Source organism: Sphingobium sp. B7D2B, assembly GCF_025961895.1.
In the GTDB taxonomy this organism is placed as follows: Bacteria; Pseudomonadota; Alphaproteobacteria; order Sphingomonadales; family Sphingomonadaceae; genus Sphingobium.
The window spans coordinates 1,513,499-1,532,360 of sequence record NZ_JAOQOM010000001.1; the positions used below are offsets into that span (position 1 = coordinate 1,513,499).

At 63.1% G+C, this 18,862-nt stretch carries 16 protein-coding genes and 2 tRNA genes; 7 read left to right on the plus strand and 11 right to left on the minus strand.

Translation table 11 applies throughout. The annotated features are described in order from the left end of the window. Positions 1-15: 15 nt before the first annotated feature. The 3 genes from M2341_RS06825 to M2341_RS06835 form a co-directional block, all read right to left on the minus strand. Complete coding sequence (locus M2341_RS06825) at positions 16-948, minus strand: Gfo/Idh/MocA family protein (RefSeq protein ID WP_264584716.1); 933 nt, start codon at positions 946-948, stop codon at positions 16-18. After that, positions 948-1,940 carry an AraD1 family protein gene (gene araD1 / locus M2341_RS06830; RefSeq protein WP_264584717.1) on the minus strand — a complete coding sequence of 331 codons (993 nt, stop codon included), beginning with the start codon at positions 1,938-1,940 and terminating at the stop codon, positions 948-950. Before araD1 ends, M2341_RS06825 begins: the two co-directional genes overlap by 1 nt. Before the next feature lie 72 nt (positions 1,941-2,012). Further along, on the minus strand, positions 2,013-3,545 hold the full coding sequence (locus M2341_RS06835) for an aldehyde dehydrogenase (NADP(+)) (protein ID WP_264584718.1): 1,533 nt from the start codon (positions 3,543-3,545) through the stop codon (positions 2,013-2,015). A gap of 282 nt (positions 3,546-3,827) precedes the next feature. Between M2341_RS06835 and M2341_RS06840 the strand changes: the two genes are divergently transcribed. Beyond that, positions 3,828-5,204 (plus strand): cation:proton antiporter, encoded by a 1,377-nt coding sequence (locus tag M2341_RS06840; protein WP_264584719.1) that lies wholly within the window; start codon positions 3,828-3,830, stop codon positions 5,202-5,204. Between the two features lie 49 nt (positions 5,205-5,253). Here M2341_RS06840 and M2341_RS06845 read toward each other — a convergent pair. From M2341_RS06845 to M2341_RS06860, 4 genes are all read right to left on the minus strand, one after another. Continuing rightward, positions 5,254-5,328, minus strand: a tRNA-Glu gene (locus M2341_RS06845). A 165-nt stretch (positions 5,329-5,493) separates the two neighbouring features. Then, a tRNA-Ala gene (locus tag M2341_RS06850) sits at positions 5,494-5,569 on the minus strand. Between the two features lie 190 nt (positions 5,570-5,759). Next, positions 5,760-7,226, minus strand: a complete 1,467-nt coding sequence (locus M2341_RS06855) for a DEAD/DEAH box helicase (RefSeq protein ID WP_264586000.1) — start codon at positions 7,224-7,226, stop codon at positions 5,760-5,762. A gap of 308 nt (positions 7,227-7,534) precedes the next feature. Further along, positions 7,535-7,918 carry a hypothetical protein gene (locus M2341_RS06860; RefSeq protein WP_264584720.1) on the minus strand — a complete coding sequence of 128 codons (384 nt, stop codon included), beginning with the start codon at positions 7,916-7,918 and terminating at the stop codon, positions 7,535-7,537. Between the two features lie 369 nt (positions 7,919-8,287). Between M2341_RS06860 and M2341_RS06865 the strand changes: the two genes are divergently transcribed. Further along, the gene (locus tag M2341_RS06865; RefSeq protein ID WP_181559218.1) at positions 8,288-9,082 is read left to right on the plus strand and encodes a response regulator; all 795 of its coding nucleotides are present in this window, start codon (positions 8,288-8,290) and stop codon (positions 9,080-9,082) included. On the opposite strand, the gene M2341_RS06870 is transcribed toward M2341_RS06865, so the two are convergent. Further along, a complete protein-coding gene (locus M2341_RS06870; RefSeq protein WP_184117239.1) occupies positions 9,079-10,569 on the minus strand; it encodes a CHASE domain-containing protein in 1,491 nt (496 codons plus the stop codon). The genes M2341_RS06865 and M2341_RS06870 overlap by 4 nt on opposite strands. A 277-nt stretch (positions 10,570-10,846) precedes the next feature. Here M2341_RS06870 and M2341_RS06875 point away from each other — a divergent pair, with 277 nt between their 5' ends. From M2341_RS06875 to M2341_RS06895, 5 genes are all read left to right on the plus strand, one after another. Beyond that, a complete protein-coding gene (locus M2341_RS06875; RefSeq protein WP_264569908.1) occupies positions 10,847-11,350 on the plus strand; it encodes a Dps family protein in 504 nt (167 codons plus the stop codon). 122 nt (positions 11,351-11,472) lie between these two features. Then, on the plus strand, positions 11,473-11,646 hold the full coding sequence (locus M2341_RS06880) for a NepR family anti-sigma factor (protein WP_264569909.1): 174 nt from the start codon (positions 11,473-11,475) through the stop codon (positions 11,644-11,646). A gap of 31 nt (positions 11,647-11,677) precedes the next feature. Beyond that, positions 11,678-12,217 carry a sigma-70 family RNA polymerase sigma factor gene (locus M2341_RS06885; protein WP_264572220.1) on the plus strand — a complete coding sequence of 180 codons (540 nt, stop codon included), beginning with the start codon at positions 11,678-11,680 and terminating at the stop codon, positions 12,215-12,217. Positions 12,218-12,328: 111 nt separating this feature from the next. Next, on the plus strand, positions 12,329-12,694 hold the full coding sequence (locus tag M2341_RS06890) for a response regulator (protein WP_264584721.1): 366 nt from the start codon (positions 12,329-12,331) through the stop codon (positions 12,692-12,694). Between the two features lie 150 nt (positions 12,695-12,844). Beyond that, positions 12,845-13,114: a GlsB/YeaQ/YmgE family stress response membrane protein gene (locus M2341_RS06895; protein WP_181559224.1), complete on the plus strand. Its 270-nt coding sequence runs from the start codon at positions 12,845-12,847 to the stop codon at positions 13,112-13,114. A gap of 64 nt (positions 13,115-13,178) precedes the next feature. Here M2341_RS06895 and M2341_RS06900 read toward each other — a convergent pair whose 3' ends face one another. The 3 genes from M2341_RS06900 to M2341_RS06910 all read right to left on the minus strand — a co-directional run bounded on the left by M2341_RS06900 (position 13,179) and on the right by M2341_RS06910 (position 18,375). Continuing rightward, on the minus strand, positions 13,179-15,422 hold the full coding sequence (locus tag M2341_RS06900) for an EAL domain-containing protein (protein WP_264584722.1): 2,244 nt from the start codon (positions 15,420-15,422) through the stop codon (positions 13,179-13,181). 277 nt (positions 15,423-15,699) lie between these two features. Continuing rightward, positions 15,700-17,817: a peptidase domain-containing ABC transporter gene (locus tag M2341_RS06905; RefSeq protein ID WP_264584723.1), complete on the minus strand. Its 2,118-nt coding sequence runs from the start codon at positions 17,815-17,817 to the stop codon at positions 15,700-15,702. Beyond that, positions 17,818-18,375, minus strand: a complete 558-nt coding sequence (locus M2341_RS06910; RefSeq protein ID WP_264584724.1) for an HlyD family secretion protein — start codon at positions 18,373-18,375, stop codon at positions 17,818-17,820. It abuts the gene before it with no gap. Between the last annotated feature and the right edge of the window lie 487 nt (positions 18,376-18,862).

The window sequence follows — 18,862 nt, forward strand, 5'->3', positions numbered from 1 at the left end:
GTCAGATTTTCCGGCTCAATCCTCGAAGGCTTCCACCTGCACGCGTTGGCCGCGCAGGAAACTGTCGGCGACAATGCAGAGCGGCGCGGCGTCAACATCGCTGCGCCCATCGCGCACCAGTTCGGCGAATCGAGCATAGAGGCCGGGATATTCGACATCGGGGCTCTCGACCGTGCCCTTGGGCAGGGAGAGCACAGCGCCGCCCTTCGCCAGATGCACAGTCCCGGCGTCGGTCTCTATGATGATGTCCCAGCTCTGCGGCCCGGTCTGGCGCCAGTCGAGATCCATGTGGATCGGCGTGCCGAGCGTGTCGGACAAGCGCAGATCGGCGGCGATCGGCGCCGCCCGGTTCTCGGGAAATTGCAGCGTGGCATCCTTGAGGAACACCGGGTTGGGCAGGATCTGCGTGAGGATCGAGAGGGCATTGATGCCGGGATCGAACACCCCAAGGCCACCGGGTTGCCAGATCCAGTCCTGCCCCGGATGCCACACGCGCACATCCTCGCGCCAGATGATCGACACATGCTCGATCCGCCGCTCGGCCAGCCACTGGCGCGCCGGCTCCACGCCGGCGGCATAGCGCGAATGCCAGGAGGCGAAGAGGGTGACGCCTGCCGCCTCCGCCAGACCTTGCAGCGCAATGACTTCCGACAGGGTGGCGCCGGGCGGCTTCTCGAGGAACACATGCAGACCCGCCTCGATGGCGCGGGCGGCGAGCGCATAGCGTACCTGCGGCGGTGTGCAGAGCGCGACTGCATCCACCGCCGGGCCATGGGCGATCAGCGCCTCAAGATCGCTGAAATGGGGGATATCGTCCAGGCCGGCGGGATGGCGGCTGACGGTTGCGGTCAGGGCGAAATCGGGATTGGCGGCAATGGCGGGAAAATGCTGGTCGCGCGCGATCTTGCCCACGCCTTGCAGCGCGATGCGGATGGGGCTGGCGCTCATTACAGCACGCCCGGGCTGATGCGGGTTTCTGCCATGCGCGTAAGCGGGTTGGAGACCGGCAGCGTGAAGGGAGCCGCGCTGATCTCGAACACGTCACCTTCCTGCGCGCTCACGCCATCGCTGAAGGACAAAGTGGCCGTGCCGAAGAAATGCACGTGCAGGTCACCCGGCCGGCGGAACAGCGCATATTTGAAGTGATGATGCTCGAGATTGGCGATGCTGTGGGACATGTTCGCCTCGCCCGAGAGGAAAGGCTTCTCCCAGATCACCTCATTCCCCCGGCGAATGCGGCTGGTTCCCTCGATATGGGCTGGGGAAGGGCCGAGCAGCAATTCCGGCCCGAGCGCGGCCTTGCGGAGCTTGGAGTGGGCGAGCCAGAGATAATTGTGCCGCTCGGTCACATGATCGCTGAACTCGTTGGCAAGCGCGAAGCCGAGCCGCCACGGCTTTCCGTCTGCATCGATGATGTAGATGCCGGCCAGTTCCGGTTCTTCGCCGCCATCCTGCGCGAAGGCTGGCATGTCCAGGGGCTGGTGCGGGCCGAGGAGCTGGGAGCCATCGCCCTTATAGAACCATTCCGGCTGCTGGCCGATCTGACCGGGCGCTGGCTTGCCGCCTTCCAGCCCTTCCAGGAAGATGCGCATCGAGTCTGTCAGCGTTTCGGCCTGCAGCGCCTGCTTGTGCATCTTGTCCCGCCCTTCCGCGGAGCCGAGATGGGTAAGACCGGTGCCGGTCATCAGCAGATGGGCCGGGTCTTCATGATCGATCGGCGCGAGCAATTCGCCGGCCGAGAAGGCGGCGGCGAGATCCACAGAGGCACCTTTGGCATAATGCTGCACGGTCTCCAGCAGGGACTGACGCCGCGCGAGAGCGTCCTGAGCAAGTGCCCGGATGCTGCTGCTGCCCTGCAGCAGCCAGGCCTCATCATCCACGGCGAGGATCACGGATCGCGCGCCGGAAGGTGCCTGATGTTGCAGCAAACGCGTGGCCATTGGACGTCCTCTTCCATTCCTCATGCGCCGCGCGGGCGCCGGTTCGTGCTGTCTCGTCGGGGATTGCCGGCCTCAGCGACCGGCGAGCAAAGTGCCATCATACAGGCGCGGGATGCCATCCCCCAGCGCGGTATCGCGCAGCGGCTCTGGCAGCACCGACTGGGCGAGATTCTGGTAGCTCACCGGCCGCAGGAAGCGATCGATGGCGAGGCTCCCCACCGAGGTGGTGCGCCCGTCCGACGTGGCCGGGAAGGGGCCGCCATGGACCATGGCGTGGCAGACCTCCACACCGGTCGGCCAGCCATTGGCGAGGATACGCCCCACCTTGCGCTCCAGCACCGGCAACAGCCGCGCAGCAACCGGCTCATCCTCGGCGTCCATATGGAGCGTTGCGGTGAGCTGACCTTCGAGCGCCTTGAGGATCGCCATGACCTCGGCCTCATCGGCGCAGCGCACCAGAATGCCGCTCGCGCCGAACACCTCGTCGGCGAGATCGGGATTGGCGAGGAAAGCCTGCGCGCTGGTCTGGAACAAGATGGCGCCGCCGCTCGTGCCTTCACCGGGATCGCCACTGGCCAATGTCTCGACGGCCGCATGATCGGTTAGCGCCGCAACGCCTTTCCCATAGGCATCACGAATGCCGGTGGTGAGCATGGTCTGTGGGGCGGCCGTTGCCACGCCCTCGGTTGCGCTGGCAATGAAGGCATCGAGCCCGTCGCCCTCCATGGCGATCAGCAGGCCTGGATTGGTGCAGAACTGGCCGGCGCCCATCGTCAGCGAGCCGACGAAGGCGGTGCCCAGCGCCGCGCCGCGCGCCTTGAGGGCTTGCGGGAGAAGCAGAACCGGGTTGATGCTCGACATCTCTGCATAGACCGGAATCGGAACCGGGCGGGCCTGCGCCAACTTGACCAGCGCGAGGCCGCCAACGCGCGAGCCGGTGAAGCCGACCGCCGTGATGCGCGGGTCTTGGACGAGCGCGGCGCCGAGTTCGTGCGACGGCCCCATGATCTGGCTGAACACGCCCGCCGGCAGATCGCAGGCCTTCACCGCCGCCGTCAGCGCCTGTGCCATCAGCGAGGCCGTGACCGGGTGGGCCGGGTGGCCCTTGACGACGACCGGGCAACCCGCCGCGAGCGCAGAGGCCGTGTCGCCACCGGCAGTCGAGAAGGCGAGGGGGAAGTTGGAGGCGCCAAACACCGCGACGGGGCCGAGCGGGATCATCCGCATCCGCAGATCGGGGCGGGGCAGGGGTTGCCGCTCGGGCATCGCCGGATCGACGCGCAACTGCTGCCACCAGCCTTTGCGCACGACATCGGCGAACAAGCGCAGTTGGCCCACGGTGCGTCCACGCTCGCCTTCGAGCCGGGCGCGCGGCAGGCCGCTCTCGCGCATGGCGGTTTCGATCAGGCCATCGCCCAGCGCCACGATCTCCTCGCCGCAACGCTCAAGAAAACGCGCACGATCTTCGCGGCTCGTCGCGCGATAGACCCCGAAGGCCTCCTCGGCGGCCGCGCAGGCGGCGGCGACATCCTGCGGGCCGTGAACGGGCAGCGGGTCACCATAAGGCGCACCGGTTTCGGCAGTGATCGAGCGGAATTTGGTCATGAGGGACTCCCTTTATTACTCCGACATATGAGGCCGGGCGCGCAAAGGCAACGGGGCGCGGCTGCGCTCGGGAAGTTTTTGTATCGCCGAATTTCCGATGCCTCCCCAGCTCGCCGGGCAATCCATAGGCAGCGCATAGCCGCTTTTTTGTTGGGCCAGACGCGCCAGTTGGCCATTCACAGGCGCTGCAGTCCTCGCTTTCAATGATAACGCTACCATGGTAGCTTCCGATCAGGCGCGGGACAAGCGGGCCATCGGGGAGGACATATGGAGCAGGGCGCGATGCAGCAATCGCTTTGGGGTGAACTGGGCCGTGTCTTGACGCCCCACGGCCCCGCCGTTCAGTCCGCTTTGAGCTTTACACCATCCGACTACAGCGTGCACTTCTTCCTGCAGATCGCCGTCATCCTTGTGACCTGCCGGGTGGTTGGATGGCTCGGCCGCACCTTGTTCCGGCAACCGCAGGTGGTCGGGGAAATGATCGCCGGCGTCGTGCTGGGTCCGTCGCTCTTCGGCCTGTTTGCGCCGGATCTGCAGGCCGCCGTTTTCCCCAAGGAAACCAGCAACGTCCTTTATGTCGGCGCGCAGCTTGGCGTGGGCCTCTATATGTTTCTGGTCGGCTTGACGCTCCGGCTCGATCACGTCCGCTCAAAGGCGCGGGCGGCCGGCGCCGTGTCGGCGGCGGGCATCGCGGTGCCGTTCATGCTGGCGGCGGTGATCACCCCCTGGCTGTTGACGATCGACGGGCTGTTCACGGTCGGGGTGGGACGGGGGAGCGCCACCTTGTTCCTCGGCGCGTGCATCGCGCTCACAGCCTTTCCCATGCTGGCGCGGATCATCAACGAGCGCGGCCTCGCCAACACGTCGCTGGGCACGCTCTCGCTGACGGCGGGCGCCTTTGACGATGCCGCCTCCTGGTGCGTGCTCGCGGTCGTGCTGGCGACCTTCGGCGCCGGGCCGGGGGTCGCGGTGATCGCCATTGTCGGCGCGCTGCTCTATGCGGGGTTCATGCTGATCTGGGGCCGTCGGCTGCTCGTCCCGCTCGGGCGCCTCGTGGAGGCGGAGGGCGGGCTGAGCATGACGGTACTCGCCATCGTCCTTGCGCTGTTCAGCCTCTCGGCGTTTCTCATGGATGCAATCGGCATACACGCGATCTTCGGCGGTTTCCTCCTCGGCGCCTGTATGCCGCGCGGGCTGATTGCGCTGGAAATCAAGCGCAAGATCGAGCCGCTGGTGGTGGTGTTGCTGTTGCCGATGTTCTTTACTTATTCCGGCCTGAACACGCGGATGGACATGGTGAACTCCGTGCCGCTGCTCCTGACAGCGCTGGCGATTCTGCTCGTTTCGGTGATCGCCAAATTCGGGGCGTGCTGGGCCGCCGCGCGGCTGGCGGGGGAGGATCATCGCACGGCGCTGGGCATCGGCGCCCTGATGAATGCCCGGGGGCTGATGGAGCTCATCATCATCAACATCGGCCTGCAAAAGGGCATTATCGGTCCGACGCTGTTCGCGATGCTGGTGCTGATGGCCATCGTCACGACGGTGATGGCGGGTCCGCTGTTTGAACTGGTCTACGGTCGGCAGGCACGAGCACGCGGCGATCTGGCGGCGCTGGACGAGGCAAATGGTCCATCGACCGCCATGGCCCCGGCGGAGTGACGCTGGCGCGCCCAGAGGGGCTGCGCTTGATAATGTGGGAAAGTCTGAGTGGTGACCCCTACGGGAATCGAACCCGTGTTTCAGCCGTGAAAGGGCCGCGTCCTAACCGCTAGACGAAGGGGCCATCCATGTCGGTCCGTTGCGGAGCCGTCATCAGGTCCGGCGCCTATGCCGTGGGATGGCCGGAGTGGCAACCCCAAAAAGGCGGACCGGTCCACAGAAAATGCGTCTTCCCGCCGCGCGGCTTAAGCCGGGGAGGGAGCGATAGCGTGGCTGGAAGAAAAATCCCTGGTGGAGCTGAGCGGGATCGAACCGCTGACCTCGTCATTGCGAACGACGCGCTCTCCCAACTGAGCTACAGCCCCCAGGGAGGGCTGCCTATAGGCAAGGCCCGCGTCGATTGCAATCGGGTTTTGCGTGTTGGTGGCGCGTCGCGTTTCGATAGCGACGTGCGTGTCGGATAGCACCGAAATCGCCGGTTCGCGCATCGCCAGTTGGCAGGCATGGAGGCGCGCTGCCGCGTCCCCGAGTCTCCCGTTTGTATCGTCGGCAGGTTTAGTTGTTGAAGCCTACGGAGAGGAAATCCGGCATGGGGCCGTTCCATCCGTCATCCGGCTCCTGATCCGCGCGATTGCGCTGCTGCGGGGCCTTGGGACGCTCAGCGTCAGACCGGGCATCCTGGCGCCGTGGCTCGGGCTGGCGGTCCTCACGGGTCTCACGCGGCGGGCGCGCATCCTCACGGGCGGGGCGTGCCTCGCGAGCTGGCGATTCGGTTTCACGATCACCCTTGGCGTCGGCGCCACGCTCACGCCGAGCGGGTGCCTTGGCAGGACGCTTGGATGCGCCTTTCGCGCCACCGCGACGATCGCGTCCGCGCCCTTCGTCCTCATCATCGTCGACGGCCTGCGTGCCCATGTCGAGGCGCGGGATTTTCGTGCCGATCAGCTTTTCGATATTCTCGACAGCTTCGGCATCGCTGTTGGTGATGAAGGTGAATGCCTTGCCGGTCGCGCCGGCACGGCCCGTGCGGCCGATGCGGTGCACATAATCGTCCGGATGCCAGGGCGCATCGAAGTTGAAGACGTGACTGACGCCCTTGATATCCAGCCCGCGCGCGGCAACGTCGGAGGCGACCAGCAGGTTGATCTCGCCGGACTTGAAGCGATCCAGCTCCGCGATGCGCGCGGCTTGATCGATATCGCCGTGGATTTCACCGGAGCGGAAGCCGTGGCGCTTGAGGCTCTTGTTCAGCTCCCGCACCATCGTCTTGCGATTGCAGAAGATGATCGCGCTCTCGGCGCTCTCGCTCCGGAGCAGCGAGCGCAGCGTCTCGCGCTTGGCCCGCTCGGCGACGGGCACGAGCATCTGCGTGATGTTGGCGCTGGCGGTTGCCGGGCGCGCTACCTCGATGGACTTGGGATTGCTCAGGAAGCGATCCGAAAGCTTCTTGATCGGCGGCGGCATCGTCGCCGAGAACAGCAGCGTCTGCCGGTTCGCGGGGAGCTTGGTGCAGATATTCTCGATATCGGGGATGAATCCCATGTCGAGCATCCGGTCGGCCTCGTCGATGACCAGCAGTGAGCAGCCGGTCAGCAGGATATTGCCCCGCTCGAACAGGTCCATCAGGCGACCAGGCGTCGCGATCAGCACGTCGACGCCCTTTTCGAGCGCTTTGATCTGGTCGCCCATCGAGACGCCACCGATGAGCAACGCCATCGAGAGCTTGTGATATTTGCCGTATTTCTCGAAATTCTCGGCGACCTGCGCTGCGAGTTCGCGCGTCGGCTCGAGAATGAGGCTGCGCGGCATCCGCGCGCGGCTGCGGCCCTGCGCCAGAATGTCGATCATCGGGAGGACGAAACTGGCCGTCTTGCCGGTGCCGGTCTGCGCGATGCCGATGATGTCCCGCATCATCAGGACGGAGGGAATTGCCTGCGCTTGAATCGGAGTCGGCTCTGAATACCCCGCCTCGCCGACGGCTTGCAGCAATTCGTTCGAAAGGCCGAGATCGGCAAAGGGCATCAGAATTCCGTGAATAGAGGGCGCGTGACTCTTGTGGATCACACGGGCAACCGCTTGCGCCATGATGAAGGCGGGCGCGGATGTCAAGATTTTCTAGGGATGCGGGCGCTCTTCGAGGCTTTGTCACGGCCCGCGTCTGCGCGACCCTGGCCTGTCCGAGGCGAAGGAGGGGATCTGGCACCACCGGGCTAGCAGCATCTAAAATAGCCTGATGGTGCCAGATCTGCCCGTTAAACGAGCTATAGACGGGTTCGTTCCGGCCTTCGAAAACTTTCTCGCTTAATTTGGCAGAGAATGGTTTTCGCTTATTAACCCTCTGAATAATCGTCTGATTCTTCAGTGTCTCGCTGCGCGCGCCATGCGAGATATCCCACCGTCGCAGCGGTCAGTCCGACGGCAACGAGCAGGGCGGGGTGGCGGCGGACGAACCGGGCGGCCTGCGAAGCCGCGAGCCCTGAGGGTTTCATGCCGGGCACATGATCGCGCACATTCTCAACGAGCGATTTCGAGCCCTTCGAAACCTTGCGCGCTGTGTCCTTCCCCAACCGGGATGCCCGGCGGCCGGCCTCGTCCGCCAGCGTTGTTGCCCTGGCAAGACCACGCTCGGCAATATCCTCCGCGCGGGAGCGAAGCGTTATGATCACGTCGCGGCCGTCTTCCAGAGGCGTGGAACGGTTTGTGCGAATGTGCATGGCTTAACTCCTCGTGATAACCTTCCTGAACCCAACGGTGGTTCGGACGGATGGTTCCTCGCCGCGCGCGTACGGGCTCAGCAGAGGAAGGACGGGAGATAATGTGGGGTGGTTGACCGGTTTCCGCGCTTTGGGGGGGTGAGGAGGAGCGGAAACCGGTCAAGTGACGCTGACATTATCGGGGGCAGACTAATGTCAATGCTGATCCTCAAATGCACCTGAATCGCGTTGGTTCCCGAGGTTTGCAAAAATAAATTTCTTGTGGGGAACCCTGTCGAAACCGTACATTCCGCGCACTTTTGGTGCTCCACCGCGTCATGCGGTGTTCTTGGTTGTGGGCGCTGGCTGAAATGCAGGAGACACGTTCATATGGCTCTATCCGACCTTATCGCGCGGCAACTTCCTTATCTGCGGCGATATGCTCGAATTCTGACGGGGTCTCAGTCGCTGGGTGACAGTTTCGTGCGGGAGCTTCTGGAGGCGGCGTTGGCCGATTCCAGCCTTCGCGAGCAAATCTCCACGTCGCGGACCGGGCTGTTCAGTGCCTTCTCGCGCATCTACGCTTCAGCCGGCGCCGAGCTGTCGATGAGCGGCGGCCTTGGTTCGGATGAGGGCACGGCTGCCAGCAATCGCCTCGAACTGGTGACGCCACTGGCACGTCAGGCGCTGCTGCTGAACGCCGTGGAAGATTTTTCGGAAAGCGAGATCGCTGAGATTCTCGACTGCCCTGAGGACGATGTTCGCGAGATGATCGACAGCGCGCTGGCGGATATCGATTCCAGCAGCCGCCTCAACGTGCTGATTATCGAGGATGAGCCGCTCATCGCCTTCCAGATCGAGGAGATCGTGACCTCCATCGGCCATGTTGCGGTGGGCACCGCTGCGACGCACGCGCAGGCGGTCGCGCTGTTCGATCAGCACCGGCCGGATCTCGTGCTGGCCGATATTCAGCTGGCGGACGGCAGTTCGGGGATCGATGCGGTCAACGAGATCCTGGGCAAGTTCTCGGTCCCGGTGATCTTCATCACCGCTTTCCCGGAACGCCTGCTCACCGGCGAACGCCCAGAGCCGACCTATCTGATCACCAAGCCGTTTAGCGACGACTTCGTTCGCGCGACGATCGGGCAGGTTGCGTTCTTCGGATCAACGGCGCCGCTGCGTTAAGCGGCGCCATCCTTCCTGCGCAACTGGAACGATTTCGGTTTGCGCAGGGGGATATCGAACGTGCACATGAGGCCGCTCGACAAAAAGTCGATGCGGATCGGCGTCCCCAACTCGTGGGCCAAAGCCCGCTCGATCAGGTTCAGGCCAAAGCCGCGCTTGACCGGCTCCACGACCGGCGGACCGCCGCGCTCTTCCCACGATACCGAGATCTTCTCATCTCCCACCGACCAGTGCAGATGCACTTCGCCCTGATCGGCGGACAAGGCGCCATATCGTGTCGCGTTGGTGAGCAGTTCGTGCAGTGCCAGGCCGATGGACAGCGCGTCGTTGGGCGAGATCAGCACATTGGGGCCATCGGACACGATGCGACCGCGGGCGTGGCCATGCGATCCCAATTGCGTCTCGATCAACGCCTTAAGGTCCGTTGGCCCCCATTGCGCGCCATCCAGCAATGAGTGGCTGGCAGCCAGCGCGCGCACCCGCTCCATCAGATTGTCGGCAAAGCTATTGATGTCGGTCGCGTTTCGACGGGTGAGGGCGATGATTGACGTGACGTTGGAGAGCGAGTTCTTCACCCGGTGGTTGAGTTCGCGCACGAAGGCGGCGCGTTCCGCCTCGCGCTCGGCCTGCGCATTGACGAGCGCGACGAGATCCTCGTTGCGGCGCTGCACGAGCAGAATGTAGGCGAGCAGCAACATCGAAAAGGAGACGCCGCCGACCAGTACGACCAGTGTGAGGGGGTAGAGCCAGTGCTCACCGGCCGGATAGAAGCGCACGGACCATTGCTGATCGAACAGGGAAAAGCGCTGCTCCAGCGGCCTTTCCACTCTCTCGCTATCGCCGGCGGCAAAGATGCGCTCCTGCCCATCCGGTGTGGTATCGAAAATCTCGATCCGGCCGGTTTCCAGCAGGGATGGTTTCACAGCGGCGCGAATGAATTCCTCGACCCGGATGGCGCCATAGATGAAGCCATTGACTGGGCCCTCATCATTCTGCGCGACCGGGAGCAGAACGACGATGCCGGTGTTGTGGTCGGCATTCTCGTCGACCTTCAGCTTGACCGGGTCTGTTGCGGCCATCGAGCGGGTGCGCAGAGCCCGGTCGATGGCAGCAGCGCGCCGTGCGTCGCTGTGAATATCGAAGCCGAGAACGCGGCGATTGGCCAAGGAATTGGGCTCGACGATGGTGATGATATACATCGGCTGCTTGGATTGCGCGGGGGCCGGGTTGACGGCAAAGTTCTCATATCCCGCTTCCCGCATTCTTGAGGTCAGTTCCGGCAGTTCCGCGGCTGTGGTGTGGCGCGCCCAGCCAATGGCCACGACACCCGTAAAATCATAATCCTGGCGCAGCCGGGTGATGAAGTCGCGAAAGAACTCGGGGCTGACCCCGTCTGCGCTGAGAAAGAGCGCGCTGGTGGCCTGGAAATAGGCGGAACTGGCGGCTGCCTGCCGCTGCAGAGCGGCTACGATCTCCCCGGCCTGCATGACGGCGGCCGCTCGCCGCGTCCGCTCGGACGCGACTTCGACAGACCACGCGCTGGCCCCAACAAGCGTAAGCGAAAACAGGAAGACCCCGATCGGCGTCGCCCGGGGATACTCTCTTAACCAGCTATCGAAGCGTCGCTTGGCACGTTTGCCAATATCCCAATTCACCATGAACCCAAATTACCAAAGAGGTGCCAAAGCGCCGTGATCCGTTAGATCGGAACTCTTTCCCCTTGGGATCGTTCCCCCACTCGTACGCCCCCAGCGGAGATCAGTGATGGCGAATAGCGCCCTGAATGCAAAGCCCAAAGATGCGGCCTTCAACACCGGGATCGATCGGCAGAATGTCGATGCGATTGCCGACAAGCTTGCCGATGCTCTGGCTGACAGTTTCTCGCTGTATCTCAAGACGCTGGGTGTGCATTGGAACATCGTCGGGCCGAGCTTCTTTGGTCTGCACAAGCTGACCGAAGCCCAATATGAGGATCTGGCGCTGGCCATCGACGCGCTGGCGGAGCGCATTCGGGCGCTTGGCCACATCGCTCCTGCAGCCTTTGGCGACTACGCCGAGCGCAGCGTGGTGGAGAGCAGCAAGACGGTCCAGTCCTCCGCCGAGATGATTGATGCGCTGATCAAGGATAACGAAGCGGTCGCCAGGCGTCTTCGCGAGGCTGTCGCGGTCGCCGAAGAAGGCGACGATGTCTTTAGTGCAGACATGTTGACAGCTCGCATCGGAAAGCATGAGGAAAATGTCTGGATGTTGCGCGCTGTCGCGGCGTGAGCTGCGCTTCGGAACGCACATCAGTCACTTTACGAGGGGGCGGGAATTGGATTTCAGAGGTTTTGGGAACGGTTGTGCAGTCACATCTCAACAATTCTATATTCTGCGAGGCAAGTAGGGGCATGTCCAGCACGCCTGAAAAGCCCGGAAAGAACTCCGTGCAGCGCAGCGGTCGCGCAAAACCCGTTTGGGCCGAAGGCTTGAGGCGGATGTACGATGAAGTCGTCGACGAGCAATTGCCGGACGATTTCGTGGCGCTCCTCAAGAAGCTGGATAAAAGCGGTGACAGCCAGTAACATCCCGAAAAATTATGATTTTCGTACGGAGATGACCGGCGTTCTTCCGCACCTTCGCGCTTTCGCGAGAGGTTTGTGCGGTCGCCCGGACTATGCCGACGACCTCGTTCAGGAAACGATGCTCAAGGCTTGGGCCGCGCGGGATTCCTTCCAGCCCGGCACGAGCATGCGCAGCTGGACGTTCGTCATTCTGCGCAACGTCTATCTGAGCGAAGCGCGACGCAACCGGTTCCGCGGCGATTATGATCCCGACCTTGCCGAAAAGCTGCTGAGCCAGCCCGCCGGGCAGGAAGACGGCCTTCACATGGGCGATCTGCGGGCCGCGATGATGCGCCTGTCGCCCGAACGTCGCGAGGCCTTGCTGCTCGTCGGGGCCGGTGGCTTCAGCTATGAGGAAGCCGCGGACATCGCCCAATGTGCGGTCGGCACGATGAAAAGCCGCGTGGCCCGCGCGCGCCGGAGCCTGGAAGATATGCTCGGCGACGAGGGTGAGAAGGGCGGGCGCTCGAAGAGCCGCGCCGTCTCTCACACGGAGATGCTGGCGGATCTCGACAAGGTCGCCAGCCTTTAATCTCGAAACAAGCGTAAAGACCCGCACTTGGTTCGGTCCATCGCAACGCTATGGATCGCCTCGGGCGGGTGCGCATAATTAACCTGTCAATCCTTGCTAACAGGCTCGCCCTTGTCGCCACGCCCCCACGCCGTTCTTCTGGTCGAAGATAATCCGATCATCGCGATGAATACCGAAGCCCTGCTCGAAGACCTGGGCATCACGGATGTGCGGGTGGCCGCCAACCTCGCCGAGGCGCTGGCATTCGTGAACGAGGTCGCGTTCGATTTCGGGCTGCTCGATCTCAAGCTAGGCGATGAGGAAGACAGCCTTCCCGTCGCGGCGCGTCTCGCGGACAAGGGCATCCCGTTCGCTTTCGCGACGGGCGCGGGTGACGCGATGGACGGGGCGGAGCATCGGAACGCGGTCGCCATTCTCAAGAAGCCCTATCGCCTCGAAGACTTGCGGCGCGTGATCGAGGCGCAATTGGGCCTGTAACTTGTGTAAAGTTACGGCCGCAAGATGGGCCCATGTCGCACCCTGTACTTGATTAAAGATGACGGCCTTTGTCGACTATCCGTTCAGCAAGAACGGAACGAATTCCTCAGACAATTGTTTTGCCTTCAACATCACTGAGGGAGACGGAATATGGGCCTTATCATTCTTCTTATTGTCGGTGGCATTGTTGGTTGGCTTGCCAGCCTGATCATGCGCACCGATGCCCAGCAGGGCATTTTGCTGAATATCGTGGTGGGTATTGTCGGTGCGGTTCTTGCCGGCTTCCTGCTGTCGCCGATCCTCGGCGCCGCCCCGATCACGTCGGGCGTGATCAATCTGACCTCGATCATCGTTTCGCTGCTTGGCGCCATTGTGCTGCTCGCGATCGTCAATCTGGTTCGTCGCGGTTCGGTACGGTAAATAGACCGACATAAATGCCAAAAGGGCGCCGGGTCTCATGGCCCGGCGCCTTTTTCTTTGCCTGTTAGGCTGCGGAAAGGGCGCTCTTGCGGGCCCGGCTCGCAGCCTTGCGGTTCGCCGCCTGCAGATTGGCGAGAAAGTCGGGAAGCGCCACCGGGCGACCGATATGATAGCCTTGGATGATGTCGCATTCCATGGCGGCCAGTGCCTGCAGGACATTCTCGTCCTCCACGCCCTCGGCAACCACCTGCATGTCGAGCTCATGGGCCAGCTTGATGGTGGAATTGATCAACACAGCATCGCTGCGGCTGGTGAGGATTTGCCGCACGAAGCTCTGGTCGATCTTGAGTTCGGACGCCGGCAAGCGCTTGAGATAGGATAGCGTTGATTGGCCGGTGCCATAGTCATCGATGGAGATATGCACGCCCATCGCCCGGAGCGACTCCAGTTCGGCGATGCCCTGTTCGTCCGCCATGCTGGCCGATTCTGTAATCTCCAGCGTAAGATTTTCGGCAGGCATTCCGTAGGTATCCAGCAGCAGGCGAAGTGGCGCCTCCAGTTTGTTCTTGCCGACCATGCGCATGGAGAGATTGACTGCGACCGAGAGATTGAGCGGCGCGAAGTCGGCAATGGCGCGTTCGAGCACATAGAGCGTCAGCCGCTCGATCCGCCCTGCATCCTCGATGGCGCGGACGAACCGGTCCGGCCGGATAAAGCCGCGCTCGGGGTGAATCCAGCGGATCAGCGCTTCGGCGCTGGTGATGCGATTGCCGTGCAGGTCCAGCTTGGGCTGGTAAGCGACCCACACATCGCCGCGGCGCAATGCCTGCTCGAACTCGTTGAGGATGGAGAGCTTCCAGAACAGCTCGTCCTCCTCGGTCTCGTAGCGCTCCCACAAGATGCCGCGATTGGTGGCGTTGGTCGCCGCGAGGACTGCCTTGGGAATGGCTTCGGACACGCTCATGTCCGGCTTGTCGCAAAAGCCGGCGTGCAGGGTGATGTCGACCGTGAGCTGTTCGACCTGAACCCCCGGCGCGAACAGCGCTTCCAGACCCTCGAGACTGTCGACCACCTGCGGCACATCCTCCCGGCTCCGCCAGGCAAAGCTGTGATTGTCGATCTGGTAGATCCGCTCGTGGCCTGCGGCGAGGATGAGGCGGTCGCGAATCTTGGCGAGCAGCGTGCCCTGCGCCGCGAGGCCAAGCAGCGCCGTCGTTTCCACATAATTGCGCAGGCTGACAACGATCGTCACGCCTTCTTCGCCCTCGTTGAGAACCATGGCGGCCAGATTTGGGAGCCCCGCTTCAGCCGACTTGGTGCTGCGATCCAGCAAGGCCTGCGCGACACTGAGGAGCGACTGTGCGACCAGCGCCGCGACCAGCGTAAGGATCGCCGGGCCGACATCCGGCCGCCAGAGGGTCAGATGTTCCGTGTAAATCTGCGCGGGCACCAGCCCTATGGTTCCGGCCAGATAGAGCGGATAACGAAAGCGGGGCTTGAGCAGGAAGGAGAGGCCGATCAGCGCCAGCGCGAGTAGCATGGCCGGCCACGGCCCCACCTCGACCGGCAGTCCGGCGATCAGCGTTTCCGCTGCGGCGGCAAAGACATAAAGGCTGGAGAGCTTCTCGTGATAGGGGACGTTGAACTGGTCGCCGAAGCCGAAGGCATCGATACCGACCAGAACTTTCTTGCCCTTGAAAAAGTCCTTGGGGAATTTGCCGGCCAGCACGTCCGAATAGGAAATATGGTCGATCTGGTTCCACCAATAGGACCAGTCGATGGGGAAGGAGCCTTCACCCGGATAGCTGGTGCCGGCAAGCGCCTGGGAGATATCGCGCAATTCCGTCCCGAGGACCGGGGCATTGAGCACCAATCGCCGATAATATTGGTCGGGGTCGCTATGCAGCCACACGTTGACGGGCGTGACGTAGGGCAGCAACGCCTCCGTCGGCAACGCCTCGTAGGTTGCCCGCCCATTGGAGCGATTTTCCAGCAGCGCGGCCAGATAGACATCGGCCTTCGAGGCTGCGAGCGCCTTGATGAGCCGGTCGTCTTGTGCCGGGTCCGCTGCGGGTTGGTCGAAAATGATGTTGGAGACGATGCGCTCGGCGCCCGCGCGATTCAGGGCATCGATCAGCTCGCCATGGCGCCCGCGCGGCCAGGGCCACGTGCCCAGCGCCTTGATGCTGGGCGTGTCGATCTTAACGATAACCAGCTCGCCGCTCGGCTTCTTGGGGAAGTGCTGGTAGCGCTCGGTGCGGGTCAAGTTGTCCAGCGACGTGCCGGCGCCACTCATCATCACGATCATGCCAATGAGGCATGCCGCGGCGAGGATGAGGCTGCGAGCCGACCGGGTCAGTCTCGCAAGGAGGCGCAATCGCAACATTGGTCCACACTCGGGCGGTTCAGTCGCCAGTGGACGTCAATGTCAGGAAACTATGAACAAGTTGTTCACAAGAGATGGAAAGGCTTGCGAGAGTGGACAGGCCGCGAGATTGTTGCGGCGGTCTTCGATAGCTTGGGCCGACTGTCGTCGCGACGCGCTAGCGCACCGTCTGCGATATGAAACTGGCGTTATGCTTGCTCTAGCTTGTCGTCGACCGCGACTGACTATCGCTCGTGACCACCCCGTTCTCCACCCTGGTCACCCTGTCGGCGGCAGCAATCGTCTCTGGCCGATGCGCGATAATGAGCCGGGTGATGCCCAATGCAGCGACGGCGCGATTAACCATGGCCTCATGCTTCAGGTCGAGATGGGCGGTGCCTTCATCCAGCAGTAGGAGTGCCGGCTGACGGTAGAGCGCGCGGGCGAGCAGGATGCGCTGTTTCTGTCCGCCAGACAGGGTTGAGCCCATATCCCCAACCAGCGTCTCGGTCCGCATCGGCATCGCCTCGATGTCTTCCAGAATGGCGGCGGCTTTGAGGCAATCCCGCAGGCGATCCGGGTCGATCTCCCCAAATGCCGCGACATTATCGGCGATGGACCCGGCATAGAGCACGTCGTCCTGCAGCACCGCGGCGACATGCTGGCGAAAGGCGCGGCGGCCGAACTGCGGCAGTGGCTGGCCGTCGATCAGCACCTCCCCCTTGGTCGGATCGATCAGGCCAAGGATGATCTTGGCGAGCGTGGTCTTGCCGCTGCCGGAAGCGCCGGTGATCGCGACATGATCGCCCGGCTCGATGACGAGATCGACGCCCCGCAGCACCGGCGGATCGTGCGGGCCATAGGAGAAATGGACATCGCGCAGTTCTATTCGGCCGGAGAAATCGGCGTGGTTCAGCGGTTCGGCAAAGCCCGCATCCTCCTCGCTCTGCACAATGTCCGCGAGCTGATCGAGATGGAGTTCGAGCAGGCGAAGCTTGACACCTTCATCGAGAAGGGACTGGCCGGCCTGCACAAATTGCGTGCGAAAGGCGAGATAGGCGAACAGGGTGCCGAGCGTGAGGGCGCCGTCCATATTGGCGCGCACGGCGACGAAAATGACGATCACCAGCTCCAGCGCGGGGATCATCGTCTTGGCGGTCTCGTGCCAGGCCTTGACGCGCTCATGCTGGTAGCGCGCGCCGAGCGCCTCGGTCAGCCGGTTCTGCCAGTAGCTGTGGCGCATCGCTTCGCGGCCGGCGAGGCGCAGCGTGACCATGCCGCGCAATGTCTCGATGAGCGTGCCCTGTTCACGGGCGAGGGCCTTCACATATTCCGCCTCACGCTGCTTCTCGCGTGCGAGCAAGGCGAGCCGAACGCCGGAATAGAGGACGAGCCCGACCAGCGTGATCGGCGCAAGGTTGGGCGCGATCAGGAACATCATCACCAGGGTGAGGACCGAGAGCGTGCCGTCGATCAGCGCGAGCGGTGCGCTTTCGATGAGGAAGCGCTGGATCGGCAGCACGGATTGCACGCGGGTGAGAATGTCTCCCACCTTGCGTTTCTCGAACCAGGCGATGGGCAGGCGGAAGAGGTGGCGGACGATGTTGGAGGTGATGCCGAAGGACAGCAGAGCGCCTGACGACAGCAGCACATATTTCCGCAGCAGCGCCGCGCCGGCGCCGATGAGCGCAAGCGCGCCAAATCCCAGCGCCAGCGTGAGCAGCAGGCCGCCGTCCTGCGCAGGCAGAACCTCATCGACGGCGGTGCGCAGATAGAAGGGGCTGGCGAGAATGAAGACCTGCATGACGATGGAGAGGATGACCGTCTGCGCAAAGGTGCGGCGTGCGCCGGTCATGCCGCTCCACAGATCGCGAAAGCGCAGCCGCCGCCTAGCCCGGACGGACTGGAAGTCCTGCGAGGTGCGCAGTTCCAGCGCGACACCGCTGAAATGGCGTCCCAGCTCGTCGAACTTGTACCAACGCGAGATGCCCACCGGGTCGACGACATAGGCACGGCCCGGCTCGACGCGTTCGAGCACGACAAAGTGGTTCAGATCCCAATGGAGGATGGCGGGCAGATGCAGAAGATGCAGTCCGGCCAGATCGAGTTTTAGCGGGCGCGGCAGCAGCTGCATGTCATCCGCAGTCTGCATCAATTGGCGCAGGGTCATGCCCCGCGCGCTCACGCCAAAGCGCTGGCGCAGGGCATTGAGATCAAGCTCATGCCCGTGCCAGTTGGCGACCATTGCCAGCGAGGCGAGGCCGCATTCCGCCGCCTCGGTCTGCAGGATCGGGCGAATGCGCCGCCGGCCCGTAAGTTTGGCAATCAGCGCGTTCATCTAGGGCTCGCTGCGGGGAAGGACCGGCGCGAACAGCCAGCGCCACAGGCGGACCCGTTCGATGAGGAGGGTCGCGGTGACAGGCTGTCCGTCAATCGCCCTGACCCTGACGTTGCCCGGCTCTGCGCCTGGCGGTGTCAGGCGGATATCGACCGGCACCGTTGTTTCGCCGGGGTCCATGCGCGTCGCGATCGTCGTAATCGTGCCGCTCAGCATCGTCGCGTCGGCAGCGCTGCCGCCAGCAAGCGAGACCCGGGCTGGCTGGCCCTGCTGAACATCCTTGATCTGGGCGAGCGGGACGGTCACGCGGGCCGTCCACTCCGGCGAGGGGCGCGCTGCGGGTTGGGAAGGGGAGGGCGACTGCATGTCTGACATGTGCAGGCTTCCCTCGGCCTTGATGGTCCGGCTGAAGCTGCCGAACGCGAGACAGGCTACACCGGCACAGACCAGACCCAGCAACAGCCAGCCGATGGCCTGCCAGCGCAGTGGAGGGACGAGGAAAATGTCTCCGTGCAGCCGGTTGTGATGATCGAGTGCTTGTCGCCTGAAGAGTGGCATCCGGTCCCCCTGAGCGGCTTTCTAGGATGCTCTGCTGTCCCGAGGCGATGAAAAAATGCCGTGTCAGGTCATGGCAAATAAAAACCGGGCGGACGATCGCTTATTCGCGCGCGCCCCCCCGGCCATAGGATCAATCTGATCGTGGTGACCAGAAGCGACTGACAAATCAGCCGCGAATGCCACCGCTCGATTCGTGGCTCGGACCACCGCCCGCAACCAGATCGACTTCCTGCTCGCTGAGTTCTTCAACGATCACTTCGTTTACCATCGACGACTCCTGTATTTGGTCGGATCACCCGACCTCGACGACAATAAACTATGGTTAACAAGACGTAAACCAAGTTTACCTTTTTGCACTTAAGGAGGCGCTTGCGTGGCAATTCCACTAAAAATCACAGAAATTTAGATACTTAACGAAATTTTGACTGGCCTCGCTAATCGTTGGCCGTCTCAGGGTGAAACAGAGGCGGCCCTGGCGGCCGATTTC